We start from the raw sequence: 13,089 nt of genomic DNA on the forward strand, positions 1-13,089 counted from the left end.
CTATGGACACCATCCCCTTCACGCTCGGCACGCCCGCCTCCGGTCACCACACGCTCGGCCTCATCGTGCTGAAGTTTGACGAAACGCTGGAGCAGGATTTTCGCCGCCTGTTTCCTTCCCGCGATCTCGCGCTTTACACCTCCCGCGTGCCCTCCGGGGCCGAAGTCACCACCGACACCTTGCAGGAAATGTCCCAAACCCTGCCCGCCAGCGCCGCGCTCTTCCCGCCTGCCGCCCGCTTTGATGTGGTCGGCTACGGCTGCACCTCCGGCACCACCATGATCGGGGCCGCTAAAGTGGCCGCGCTTGTTGCGCAGGGCGTGAAAACTCCCGCCGTGACCGATTCGCTCACCGCCGCCATCGCCGCCTGTCACGCGCTCAACATCACGCGCCTTGGCATGGTCACGCCTTATGTGGCCGAGGTCTCTCTCCCGGTGCAACGCGCCTTTGAGGCTGCAGGTATTTCGGTGCCCGCGCTGGTGTCCTTTGGCGAAGCCGGAGAGGAAAACGTCGCCCGCATCACGGCAGAGTCTGTCAAAGCTGCTGCAGCCAAAGTGGGGCAGCAAGATGTGGAGGCGGTGTTCCTCAGCTGCACAAATCTGCAAACGATGGATGTGATCGCCGAACTGGAGGCCACACTCAAAAAGCCGGTGTTCAGCTCCAATACCGCGTTGGCATGGCATATGGCGCAGCTTTCCGGCGCGCCGCTGACGTCGCAGGCGCCGGGCCGCCTCTTTGATAAGCAATAGGTCAAAAACGCCAGATATGTCGCGCTCCGACCTGCCGCGCATGTCATCTCGCGCCACGCTGCAACAGAGGATAGGGGGGAACGCGTGTGAAAATCGGCTTTATCGGATTGGGCAATGTGGGCGGCAAACTCAGTGGCAGCCTGCTCAGAAACGGCAACGCGCTTTATGTCCATGATCTGAATGCTGATCTTGTGGCCGACAAGCTGGCGCAGGGGGCCAAGGCGGTCTCCGGCCCGGCAGAGATGATGCGCCTCTGTGATGTGGTCATCACCTGCTTGCCGTCCCCCGCCGCCTCAGATGCTGTGATGCAGGAGATGCTGCCGGAGGTGCGTCCCGGCAAAATCTGGATGGAAATGTCCACCACCGATGAGGCGGAGGTCAAACGCCTTGGCGCGCTGGTCATCGCCGCGGGCGGCGCTGCGGTCGATTGCCCGGTGTCGGGCGGCTGCCATCGGGCCGACACCGGCAACATCTCCATCTTCGCAGGCTGTGATCGGGCGACCTTCGAGCGCATCCTGCCGCTGCTGACCACCATGGGCCGCCGTGTGTTGCACACCGGCGATCTCGGCTCGGCTTCAGTGCTGAAAGTGGTCACCAACTACCTCGCCACCGCACATCTGGTGGCCAGTGCCGAGGCGCTCACCACCTGCGCCGCCGCCGGTATGGATCTCAACACCGCCTATGAGGCGATCAAGATTAGTTCTGGCAACTCCTTCAGCCATGAGACCGAAAGTCAGGTCATCCTCAACGGCTCGCGTGACATCTCCTTCACCATGGATCTGGTGAAAAAGGACATTGGACTGTTTCAGGATGTGGCCGACCGCGCCGGTGTGCCGCTGGAGCTCAACCCGCTGATGATTGCGATGTTCGACGACGCCATCGCGCGTTTTGGGGAAAGGGAGCTCAGCCCCAACATCATCAAGCGGCTGGAAGAGGCCACCGGTCTTTCTGTGCTGGCCCCGGGATTCCCGCCTGAGATGGTGGATGATGAGCCCGAGGAGTCGGGGTATGAGGTCGTGCCGCAGGGGCGTGGCTGAAAGGCGCGCAGTTTGTCAGACGGTCGGCGGCCAAGCTCCGTCAACATGAGAGGCTTCCTGATCGCCCGGCCATGGCGGCATGGTGATACATATGAATGTCAGCGGCACCTCTCCGGTGCAGCGATACTGAAACGCTGTGCCCACAGGAACATCAATCGACACACCGGGCGCGAGGGGCGTGATTCTTTCCTCACTTTCGTCGCGTCGCCAGATCTCCCCCTGACCTTCCAGAACATACCAGAACTCGCTAACGCTCTTGTGGATGGTTGCTCTGTTGATCTGCCCCGGAGGAACGGTGCTGTGAATCATATTTCCCGTGGTGCCATCCATAATGAAACGGATGTCGGCCCCGGCGGGTGATTTTGCATCTGGCGCATCGGGCAAGACGGTTTCTTTCATCACGGCTTCCTTCTGTAAATGGCACCTGTGGCAAAACACGGCGCTTCAGCTCGCTGCGGTGGTGGGGCTGGCCCCTCAATCCCCTAACCATGTCGGCCGATTAACCATTTCTGACCCCGATTTTCGCACCTCCGCAATACCGTCGCGATACAGACGCAATACCGACGTTCAAAACAGGCGGTTTTTGACGTTAACTATTTGCCACTCACGCTTTTGGGTGGGTGTTGTTGTAGACTTCCATAAGGCGCGCCGCATCGACCTGCGTGTAGGTCTGTGTGGTGGCAAGCGAGGCATGCCCAAGCAGCTCCTGAATGGCCCGCAAATCGCCCCCCGCGCTCAGCAGATGGGTGGCAAAACTGTGCCGCATCGCATGGGGGGTGGCGGTCGCAGGCAGGCCCAGTTGCTGGCGGGTTTTCTGCATCGCCATCTGCACAATCCGCGCACTCAGCGCCCCACCACGCACGCCACGAAATAGCGGACCTTCTCGGCTAAGATTATGTGGGCAAAGGGAAATATATTGGGCCACCGCCGCGCGTGCCGCATCCAGAACCGGCACGATGCGTTCCTTGCCGCCTTTGCCGACAATGCGCAACGTCTTGGGCAGCGGGGCATCCGCACCCGTCAGACTCAGGGCTTCGGAAATCCGCAGGCCACAGCCGTACAGCAGGGTGATTACCGCCGTATCTCGCGCGCCAACCCAATCGTCACTTGACTGAAACTCAACGGTTTCAATGACTTGCTTAGCGGCTTCCTCGGAAAGCGGACGGGGCAGTTTGGCATTGAACTTGGGCGATCGGGTGGCCAGAACCGCTGTGGGATCGCATCCCTCGCGTTCCGCCAGCCAGCGGTAAAAACTCTTTACTGCCGAGAGCTTACGCGCCAGAGATCGCGGCGCAATGCCCGTGCGGCGCGCGCTGGCCATCCAGCTGCGCATGTCCTGTACCGACACCGCCATCAACGGCGCAAGCCCCTGCGGCGCGCCTTTGTGAAGCGTTAAAAAGCTTGCGAATTCAATCAGATCGCGCTCATAGGCGGAAATCGTGTTGCTTGAGGCCGCCTCCAAAGCGGCCTTATGGGCCAGAAATCGCGTGATCGCGTCACTGACCGCTGCGCTGATCACGCCAGCCAGCGGCGCATGGCGCGCTCAAAAACACCGGCAAAAAATGCCAGCAAATCAGTGCCTTGCTGCGGTGTGAACTGATGCGGATCTTCCGCGCCCATCACCAGCAGCCCCGGCAGGCGGCCCTTGCCGAAATCGAGTTTCAGACAGGCTTCCGAGCAGATCCAGTCACTGTCCTCGCCATAGACCTCCGCACGCGCGCCCTGCACCTGGCGCAACGTCACCTGGCGTTGTGGTATGTTGCGGCCTCCGGTCAGATACTCTTCGACAAATCCCGGCGCCGCCGTCGACAGCACATCACCAAGCCGCGCCAGAGCATTGTCGCCCTCGGTCTCCTGCTCGGTTTCCAGCACCAGCCGAATGGCATCCACACGTAAAATATCGGCGACCTCACCGCTCAGATCATGGAGAAAACGTTCAAATTCAACCGGATCCAACATCCGCAGGATGGCACGATGCACCTGATTGGTGCCCGCCAAATTGTCGTAAGCCGCCGCAATCACGCTGCGGTGGGTGTCTTCCAGCCGGTCCAGCCGTGCTTCAAGACGTTCCATCGCAATGCCACGCAAATCGACAATATTGCCGCCCATGGTCTTTTCATTTGCCGCGATCAACGCGCGCATCAGATCGCGATCTTCAAGGATCACATCCGGCTGCGAGATGATTTTCTCACGCAACCCGTCTTCAATCTTAGGAGTGCTGCTCATATCGCTGCCATTTACGGTCGTTAACGCGAGTCTACCAGAACCTCTGGGCAAATGCCGCAACTTTTTGCAAAGACTTGCCCAAACACACCTAAAGTGCCTTGGCCTGTTCGCGCAGGGCGAATTTCTGGATCTTCCCTGTTGAGGTTTTGGGCAGTTCGCCAAACACAACTTTCTTGGGGGTCTTGAAACCAGCCAGATGTTCTCTCGCAAAGGCGATCACCTCGGCCTCCTCAACGCTCACACCGTCCAGAAGTTCGACAAAAGCACAGGGCACTTCCCCCCATTTGTCATCGGGCTTGGCAACCACCGCAGCCAGGCTGACAGATGGGTGATCCATCAATGTGGCTTCTACCTCAACCGAACTGATGTTCTCACCGCCTGAGATGATGATGTCTTTTGCGCGATCCGTGATTTGGATGTAGCTGTCAGGGTGCTGCACCGCGATATCCCCGGAATGAAAATACCCACCTGCGAAGGCCGCTTGCGTGGCGTCTGGGTTCTTCAGATAGCCTTTCATAACGGCATTGCCACGGATCATGATCTCGCCATCCGAGACGCTATCCATTGGAATCTGTTCCAGTTTTTCGTTTGTGACAGTCACTTCCTCGATGAAAGGCATGGTCACACCCTGCCGCGCTTTGATCGCAGCGCGCTCTGCTGTGTCTAACCCATCCCAACGGGTGTCGTCCCACAGGCACTCGGTGACAGGGCCGTACACTTCGGTCAGCCCATAGATCTGGGTCACGTTGAATCCCATGGGCTCGAACTTGGCCAATATGGCTGGGGCAGGGGGAGCACCTGCTGTGAAAACCTCCACCAGATGGTCAAAGTCGCGCCGTTCGCTGTCTGGGGCATTCACCATCATATTGAGCACGATCGGCGCCCCACCCATATGGGTCACACCTTCATCTGCAATGGCATCGAATATCGGTTTTGCCGCCACATCCCGGCAACAGATCAATGTGCCGCCCATCATCGGCATCAGCCACGTATGGCACCATCCATTACAATGAAACAGGGGGACAACCATGAGGTAAACGGGATAGAGCGTCATCTGCCAGCTCAGCACTTGCCCCATCGCATTCAGGTAAGCGCCGCGATGGTGATAGACCACGCCCTTCGGCTGTCCGGTCGTCCCGGATGTGTAATTCAGCGAGATGCTTTCCCATTCATCTTTTGGCATAATCCAGTCAAATACTGGATCACCTGAGACCAGAAGTGCCTCATATGTCATGTATTTTCCACTCGCCGGAAAGCCTGCCGCCTCATCCGGCACTTCCACAAGGGTTGGCCCATCTCCGTCCATCTCTGCAATGGCGGCTTCCGCGAGCTCTAGGAATGCGGTGTCAACCAGCGCGACTTTGGCTTCACCGTGACCAAAAATGTAAGCCACAGTATGCACATCCAGCCGGATGTTGATCGCGTTCAGCACGCCGCCACAGGCAGGAACGCCAAAATGCGCCTCCGCTGCGGCAGGGATGTTTGGAACGATGGTGGCAACCACATCCCCCGGCATGACGCCAAGCTGGGCAAGGCCCGACGCAAGCCGTGTGCAGCGTTCATGATATTCGGAATAAGTGCGGCGAGTGTCGCCGCTCACCATCGCTATACGGTTTGGGAAGACCTGAGCCGCGCGGCGTAATCCAGACAGCGGTGTGAGCGGTACAAAATTTGCATCGCATTTTTCGAGACCTGTTTCGTCCGCCATCCAACCCATCGACATCTCCTCCTTGTCGGCCACCCTGTGTGGTGGCAAGTATCTGGTTGCCAAAAGAAAACCTCGGAACGGTGTTGCAATCAAGCAGGATTGCGACAGTGACAGCGTAGAAAACTGCATGAGGTCGCGCAAAACGCCTCGTTGCGGCAGCAGATATGCCGGGAAAGACGCTGCGATGACGTGCAAATACGGCGCGATTTGTCAAAAGTTTGGATCGAATGCCATGCAAGCGATCTGGATTGTTTACCGATTATCAACGCTGACACAGAACAATCGCAATTGGGGCGCATTGCTTCCTTATTGGCGGCGTGCAGTGGAAATACCAAAATCGTTGGGGATGTTGCGGGACCGATGGAACATGCGGTGGGATCAATTCGTGACAAGGCGATCAAGGCCTTGGCAGAACGGCGCGAGGCGGCGGGCATCAAGCCTGTTTTGATCACAGCGGGATGCGGTTTCGTTCAAGGCACGCGGGTCGTCACGCCCGGGGGCTGGGCCTCCGTAGAAAGCCTACATGTTGGCGACGAAGTGCTGACATTTGACGCGGGCTTTCAACGGATCAGGGCTGTGGCTTCTGATTTGATAGCGTCCCCAGATCAAGTGACACCGGACAAACTCAGACCATTGTTTGTGCCAAGGGGAACGATCGACAATCGGCGCGACTTGGTTGTGCAACCGCATCAGGGGGTCTTGGTGGAAAGTCCGAAGGTGCGCGACAAATGGGGGGACCCTTTCGCGGTCATTCCTGGGGCTGCGCTTGAGGTTCTTGAAGGGGTCTATCGGCTTCAGACGCAGGAAACTCTCAGGGCTTACTTGCCTGCGTTTGCAGAGGATCAGATGATCTTTGCCAATGGCGGGACGTTGCTTTTTTCGCAGTGTGCATGGGGCGTTCGCGCAGGGGTGCGGCCACGGTTCGCACATGTGGCGAACTACAATTTGATGCCTGTTATTGAGGCTAAGGCTCTTTTGCAAGGCGGTGCCGCGCGTCCTGTGGATGTGAACCTGCAAGAGCTCCGCCGCGCCGCTTGATCTGAGCGCCGAAGGCATTCGCGCTTTTGAGACGAGAGTAATACATGAAAAAGCGCCCACCAATTGGCGGGCGCTTTGGTTTGTTTTTCTTGATCGCGTTAGGCTGCGGCTTTGGCCTGTGGACCGAAACGGCCATAAAAGGTCTCGCCTTTGTCAGCCATCTCGCGCAGAAGAGCTGGGCATTCAAAGCGCGCACCGAACTTTGCAGTCAGTTCGTCGCAACGCTCTGCCGCCCAGGCTGCGCCCACGATGTCGAGCCAGCTGAACGGGCCACCAGACCAAGGCATGAAACCCCAGCCAAGGATCGCACCAACGTCGCCTTCGCGGATGTCTTCCAAAACACCAGCTTCCAGCGCGCGCACCGCTTCCAGCACTTGAACAAAGATCAGGCGGTGCTGCACTTCAATCAGATCGGGTTGCTCTTCCAGAAGCGGGAACTTCTCGTTGAAGCCCGGCCAATAGCCCTGACGCTTGCCTTTTTCATCATAGTCAAAGAAGCCCGCTTTGGCCTTACGGCCCAAACGCCCTTCTTCGACCATCCAGAAGGTCACATCATCTGCGACAGACTTTGGATAGGCGTCGCCCATGGCGTCCATGGTTGCTTTGGCAATCTTGGCACCTAGATCAAAGGAGGTTTCATCCACCAGCTGCACAGGCCCCACAGGGAAGCCCAGAAGCTGCGCGGCATGATCCAGAAGCGGGCGGCCCACACCTTCGCCAGCCATCATCACACCTTCGTTGATGTATGGAATGATGCAGCGGTTGGCATAGAAGAAGCGTTCGTCGTTCACAACAATCGGGGTCTTCTTGATCTGACGCACATAGTCGAGCGCTTTGGCCACCGCGCGTGGGCCGGTTTCTTTGCCTTTGATGATCTCCACCAGCGCCATCTTCTCAACTGGGGAGAAGAAGTGAATGCCGATGAACTGCTCCTTGCGCACCGATGCTTCAGCCAGACCTGTGATCGGCAGGGTCGAAGTGTTGGAAGCAAAGATCGCATCCTCAGGGATGATGGCCTCAACCTTCTTGGTCATCTCCGCTTTCACGCCAACGTCTTCGAACACCGCTTCGATGATCAGGTCCACATCAGACAGTGTGTTGAGGTCTGTGGTCGCGTTGATGCGCGCCAGCATGGCCTCTTTCTTGTCTGCCGTGACCTTGCCGCGCTTCATGCCTTTGTCGAGATAGGTCTCGGTGTAGGCTTTGCCACGATCTGCTGCCTCTTGGGAGGTGTCGATCAGCACAACATCCATGCCTGCCTGAGCAGAGACCAACGCGATGCCTGCGCCCATCATACCCGCGCCAAGAACGCCAACCTTCTTGACGGTTTGATCTGGCACGTCGGGACGGTTTGCGCCTTTCTCCAGCGCCTCTTTGTTGATGAACAGAGACTGGATCATCGCGGAGGAGGACGGGTTCAAGAGCACGTTCACAAACCAGCGCGCTTCGATCTTGAGCGCAGTGTCAAACGGCACTTGAGCGCCTTCATAAGCGGCAGACAGCAGTGCCTTGGCGGCAGGATAAACACCCCAAGTGTTGCCGTTCACCATGGCAGAGGCGCCTGCATAGGTCATGAACCCGGCTGGGTGATAGGGTTCACCGCCCGGCATTTTATAGCCTTTGGTGTCCCATGGTTTCACGATGTCTGCATCGGTTGCGTTCAGTACCCATTCGGTGGCTGCCGCGACTGGATCGTCCACCACTTCGTGAATGATGCCCGCAGATTTGGCTTTCTTTGGGTCCACCATCTTACCTTGGAGCAGGAAAGGGGAGGCCGCCATGGCGCCCATCATGCGGATAAAGCGGGTGGTGCCGCCCATGCCGGGGAAAATGCCAACCATGATTTCTGGCAGGCCGATTTTGGCCTTCGGATTGTCCGCTGCAAAGATACGGTGTGTCGCCAAAGGCAGCTCCAGACCGATGCCAAGCGCGGTGCCAGGCAGGGCGGAGGCAATCGGCTTGCCGCCTTTGTTGGTCTTCGGATCCATTCCAGCGCGTTCGATTTTGCGCAGGAACTTGTGGCCCATCATGGTAAAATCAAACAGGGCTTGCGCAGGCTCGTCACCGGCATCTGCGCGAATTGTGCCCAGAACATTGAGGTCCATCCCACCAGCAAAGGTGTCTTTGCCAGAGGTGAGCACGGCGCCTTTGATGTCGTCATTGGCCAGCACTTCGTCGATCAGGGCTTCCAACTCGCCAAAGGCTTCGCGGCGCAGGACGTTCATGGATTTGTCAGCCACGTCCCAGGTGATGATGGCGACACCGTTGTCGCCGACGTTCATTGTGAAATCAGTCATGTCTCTTATCCTGTTGTCGGCGGATTACACGCGTTCAATGATGGTGGCTGCCCCCATGCCGGACGCAATGCAAAGCGTGGCAAGGCCAACTTCTTTGTCCTGACGCTCCAGCTCGTCGAGCAGCGTGCCGATGATGATTGCACCGGTCGCGCCAAGCGGGTGGCCCATTGCGATGGAGCCGCCGTTGACGTTCACCAGCGCCGGATCAACATCAAACGCCTGTTGGAAGCGCATCACAACAGAGGCGAAAGCCTCGTTCACTTCAAACAGATCGATGTCGCTGATCGCCATGCCTGCGTCTTTCAGGATCTTTTGGGTCGCGGGCACCGGGCCGGTCAGCATGATGGTTGGGTCCAGACCAATTTTGGCGGTCTGCTTGATCACCGCGCGCGGTTTGATGCCGTATTTCTCGCCAAACTCTTTGTTGCCAACCAGAACGCCAGCTGCGCCATCCACGATGCCAGAGCTGTTGCCCGCGTGGTGGATGTGATTGACTTTTTCCAGATGCGGGTACTTCATCAGCGCCAACTTATCAAAGCCCGGCATCACTTCGCCTTGCTCTTTGAATGCTGGCTTCAGGCCGCCGAGGGATTGCATGTCGGTGCCCGGACGCATGTATTCATCACGGTCCAGAATGGTCAGCCCATTGATGTCTTTGACAGCCACAATGGATTTGTCAAAACGGCCTTCGTCCCATGCCTGTGCCGCACGGCGCTGAGATTCCACCGCCAGCGCATCCGCTTGGTCACGGGTGAAGCCATATTCGGTTGCGATGATGTCGGCAGAGATGCCTTGCGGCACGAAATACATATCCATGGCGACAGACGGGTCAACGGCAATGGCCGCACCGTCAGATCCCATTGGCACGCGGCCCATCATTTCTACACCACCGGCGATGTAGGCATCACCAGCGCCCCCTTTGACCTGATTGGCCGCGAGGTTCACAGCTTCCATGCCGGAGGCGCAGAAACGGTTGATGGCCAGGCCGGGAATGATCTCATCCAGATCCGAAGCCAACACAGCCGTCCGGGCGAGGCAGCCGCCTTGCTCTTTCACCTGAGTCACGTTGCCCCAGATCACATCTTCAACGGCGTGGCCTTCCAGATCGTTGCGGTCTTTCAGTGCGTTCAAAACAGTCGTTGAAAGCGCAACAGAGGTCACTTCATGCAGGCTGCCGTCTTTGCGGCCTTTGCCGCGCGGTGTGCGCACGGCGTCATAGATATAGGCTTCGGTCATTTTGGTCTCCTATGTCAGGCGAATTCAGGCGCGGTCCGCAGGGGAGCCGGGCATAAGGTCGTAAGGGTGCTTCCACCCCGGTGTGTTCGAAATATTGGTGAGCCAGCGGTCAATATTGGGCCAGTCGGCGCGATCAAAGCCGAAGGGCTCCGGGTAGTAGAGGTAGGAACAACAGGTCAGATCCGCGTTGGTCAGCCCGTCGCCCACGATCCAGTCACGGCCCTCGAGATGTTTGTTGAGAACGTCGTAAGTGCCTTTCAGGCGCCCTTGATTGAAGGCAATCACCTCTTTGGGCTGTTTGTCCTCAGGCAGGAAGTTGATCAGAAAACGGGTTGGCCCAGCGACGGCAGACAGCTTGGTGTTATCCCAAAGCACCCAGCGGAACACTTCCAACTCTTCTTCGCGAGAGGTGCCGCCAAACTTGCCGGTTTTGTCGGTGATGTACGCTTGAATCGCCCCAGACTGAGACAGCTTGAAATCGCCGTCTACCAGAACAGGCGCTTCGCCCATGACATTCACATTGGTGCGGTAGTCTTCGCCGCGGGTTTCACCGGCAAAGAAATCCACTTTTACGGCTTCCCAGCTCAAACCTGAAAGCTCCAGCGCCAAAGCCGCTTTGTAAGAGTGTCCGCTCTCCCCAAAACAATAGAGTTTGATCGTCATGCCTTCCTCCCCTTGGCATTTGGTTCAGCAGAATGGGGGATATCCCAACTCCGCTGTCACCGTTTACGTGCGTCCAATGTTGCGTTGAACTGGCGCAAGCGTTGCGCCAGTTGCTCCGTGTCTGTCACAGCGTCAAAATTCTCAAAAAGGAACGACAGCGCCTCGCCTTCATCCAGACCCGCCTCGGCCGCAAAGCTCTTGAGCTTGCGATACCCATCTTCTGTCATGGCCACCGGAAACCGTCGGGTCAGGCGAAAGCGTTTCGGCATCTGTCCTCCTTTGAGACAGCTGTTCGCAATACGCTGGGCGGGGGATAAGTCCCGCCCAGCCGATGCATTAGAACTGGTCTGCCGTCAGCGCCATCACAGTGTCGCCACCCGATTGGATGCGGGCCAGGTGCATGCCTGTCGCCGGCAAACGACGTGCCATGTAGTAGCGGCCGGTTGCGAGCTTTGTTTCGTAGAACGCGGCATCACCAGTGCCAGCTGTCAATGCAGCATTGGCCGCTTTCGCCATTTCCGCCCACATAAGCCCAAGGCATACGTGTCCAAACAGATGCATGAAGTCGTTGGAGCCTGACAGCGCATCGTTGGGGTTCTTCATGCCGGTCTGCATGAAATACATCCCAGCCGCCTGCAGATCTTTGGAGGCTTGCTTCAACGGGCCAACAAAATCTTTCAGGGCTTCATCGTCGCCATTTTCTTTGCAGAAGGTTTTGACCAGCTCAAAGAAAGCCATCACATGCTTGCCACCGTCTGCGGCGAGTTTGCGGCCCACAAGGTCGAGCGCCTGAACGCCGTTTGCCCCTTCGTAGATCATCGCAATACGCGCATCACGGGTGAACTGGCTCATGCCCCATTCTTCGATGTAGCCGTGGCCGCCATAAACCTGTTGGGCTTTGACGGTCATGTCATAGCCTTCATCTGTCAGGAAGCCTTTGATGACGGGCGTCAGCAGAGATACGAGGCCATCGGCGTCTTTGTCGCCAGAGCGGTGCGCCTTGTCGATCATGGTTGCACCCCAGAGGATGAACGCGCGTGCGCCCTCGGCAAATGACTTCTGATCCATCAGGGAGCGGCGGATATCAGGATGCACGATCAGCGGATCGGCAGGGCCATCCGGGTTTTTCACACCGGTCACGTCGCGACCTTGCAGACGGTCTTTGGCGTATGTCAGTGCGTTTTGATAGGCGACTTCGGCCTGTGCAAGGCCCTGCATGCCCACACCCAGACGCGCTTCGTTCATCATCGTGAACATGGCACGCATGCCTTTGTTCAGATCGCCAATCAAATAGCCTTCGGCGTCGTCATAGTTCAGCACGCATGTGGAATTGCCGTGGATGCCCATCTTCTCTTCGATGCTGCCCACAGACACGCCGTTGCGCGCGCCGATGTTGCCTGCGTCGTCGACAAGGAACTTTGGTACGATAAAGAGGGACACACCCTTAATGCCTTCTGGGCCGCCTGGCACTTTTGCCAGCACGAGGTGCACAATGTTGTCGGCCATGTCGTGGTCACCCGCAGAGATAAAGATCTTCTGACCGGAGATTTTGTAGGTGCCGTTATCCTGTGGTTCCGCCTTGGTACGCATCAGTCCAAGATCGGTGCCGCAATGCGGTTCCGTCAGGTTCATGGTGCCGGTCCACTCACAGGAGACCATCTTTGGCAGCCATTTGTTTTTCTGCTCGTCGGTGCCGTGCGCAAGGATCGCTGCTGCTGCACCATGGGTCAGGCCTTGATACATGGTGAAGGCTTGGTTGGAAGCAGAGAACATCTCGCCGACCGCGGTGCCAAGAACATAGGGCATGTTCTGCCCGCCGTATTCTTCCGGCATGTCGAGGCCAGTCCAGCCGCCTTCTTTGACCTGCTCAAACGCATCCTTGAAGCCGGTAGGTGTGTAGACAACCCCGTTCTCCAGACGGCAGCCTTCGTGGTCGCCAACAACGTTCAGGGGCGCCAGCACTTCGCTGGTCAGTTTCCCGGCTTCTTCAAGTACAGCGCTGGTGAAATCGGCTTCCAGCTCGCTGTAGCCGGGAACGTCGGAACCAGAAACTTTCAGAACATCGTGCAGGACAAACTGCAGGTCTTTCACAGGTGCGGTATATGTTGGCATTGGGCTCTTCCCTTTGGGTGATC

Annotated in this window: 12 protein-coding genes; 3 read left to right on the forward strand and 9 right to left on the reverse strand. The window is 57.8% G+C overall.

All coding sequences use genetic code 11. From position 1 onward, the window contains the following. The first annotated feature begins 2 nt into the window (after positions 1-2). The gene (locus PJL69_RS13720; protein ID WP_271310164.1) at positions 3-749 is read left to right on the forward strand and encodes a maleate cis-trans isomerase family protein; all 747 of its coding nucleotides are present in this window, start codon (positions 3-5) and stop codon (positions 747-749) included. A gap of 86 nt (positions 750-835) precedes the next feature. After that, positions 836-1,786: an NAD(P)-dependent oxidoreductase gene (locus PJL69_RS13725; RefSeq protein WP_271310165.1), complete on the forward strand. Its 951-nt coding sequence runs from the start codon at positions 836-838 to the stop codon at positions 1,784-1,786. A 15-nt stretch (positions 1,787-1,801) separates the two neighbouring features. Here the strand turns inward: PJL69_RS13725 and PJL69_RS13730 are convergent, their stop codons facing one another. The 4 genes from PJL69_RS13730 to PJL69_RS13745 form a co-directional block, all read right to left on the reverse strand. After that, the gene (locus PJL69_RS13730; RefSeq protein WP_271310166.1) at positions 1,802-2,185 is read right to left on the reverse strand and encodes a cupin domain-containing protein; all 384 of its coding nucleotides are present in this window, start codon (positions 2,183-2,185) and stop codon (positions 1,802-1,804) included. 205 nt (positions 2,186-2,390) lie between these two features. After that, the gene (locus PJL69_RS13735; protein ID WP_271310167.1) at positions 2,391-3,305 is read right to left on the reverse strand and encodes a tyrosine recombinase XerC; all 915 of its coding nucleotides are present in this window, start codon (positions 3,303-3,305) and stop codon (positions 2,391-2,393) included. Further along, positions 3,302-4,012 (reverse strand): DUF484 family protein, encoded by a 711-nt coding sequence (locus PJL69_RS13740; RefSeq protein WP_209100231.1) that lies wholly within the window; start codon positions 4,010-4,012, stop codon positions 3,302-3,304. The genes PJL69_RS13735 and PJL69_RS13740 overlap by 4 nt, the downstream gene beginning before the upstream one ends. Positions 4,013-4,100: 88 nt before the next feature. Further along, complete coding sequence (locus PJL69_RS13745; RefSeq protein WP_271310168.1) at positions 4,101-5,729, reverse strand: AMP-binding protein; 1,629 nt, start codon at positions 5,727-5,729, stop codon at positions 4,101-4,103. 351 nt (positions 5,730-6,080) lie between these two features. Between PJL69_RS13745 and PJL69_RS13750 the strand changes: the two genes are divergently transcribed. Then, positions 6,081-6,758, forward strand: coding sequence for a Hint domain-containing protein (locus PJL69_RS13750; RefSeq protein ID WP_271310169.1), 678 nt, complete (start codon positions 6,081-6,083; stop codon positions 6,756-6,758). A gap of 98 nt (positions 6,759-6,856) precedes the next feature. Here PJL69_RS13750 and PJL69_RS13755 read toward each other — a convergent pair whose 3' ends face one another. The 5 genes from PJL69_RS13755 to PJL69_RS13775 all read right to left on the reverse strand — a co-directional run bounded on the left by PJL69_RS13755 (position 6,857) and on the right by PJL69_RS13775 (position 13,066). Next, positions 6,857-9,055 carry a 3-hydroxyacyl-CoA dehydrogenase NAD-binding domain-containing protein gene (locus tag PJL69_RS13755; RefSeq protein WP_271310170.1) on the reverse strand — a complete coding sequence of 733 codons (2,199 nt, stop codon included), beginning with the start codon at positions 9,053-9,055 and terminating at the stop codon, positions 6,857-6,859. Between the two features lie 24 nt (positions 9,056-9,079). Beyond that, positions 9,080-10,291, reverse strand: coding sequence for an acetyl-CoA C-acetyltransferase (locus PJL69_RS13760; RefSeq protein WP_209100225.1), 1,212 nt, complete (start codon positions 10,289-10,291; stop codon positions 9,080-9,082). Between the two features lie 24 nt (positions 10,292-10,315). After that, positions 10,316-10,954: a glutathione S-transferase family protein gene (locus PJL69_RS13765; protein ID WP_271310171.1), complete on the reverse strand. Its 639-nt coding sequence runs from the start codon at positions 10,952-10,954 to the stop codon at positions 10,316-10,318. Positions 10,955-11,010: 56 nt separating this feature from the next. Beyond that, positions 11,011-11,223, reverse strand: coding sequence for a hypothetical protein (locus tag PJL69_RS13770; protein WP_209100220.1), 213 nt, complete (start codon positions 11,221-11,223; stop codon positions 11,011-11,013). A 67-nt stretch (positions 11,224-11,290) separates the two neighbouring features. Next, on the reverse strand, positions 11,291-13,066 hold the full coding sequence (locus PJL69_RS13775; protein WP_271310172.1) for an acyl-CoA dehydrogenase C-terminal domain-containing protein: 1,776 nt from the start codon (positions 13,064-13,066) through the stop codon (positions 11,291-11,293). Between the last annotated feature and the right edge of the window lie 23 nt (positions 13,067-13,089).

Origin of the sequence: Shimia sp. MMG029 (assembly GCF_027947445.1) — a bacterium.
Lineage (GTDB): Bacteria > Pseudomonadota > Alphaproteobacteria > Rhodobacterales > Rhodobacteraceae > Shimia.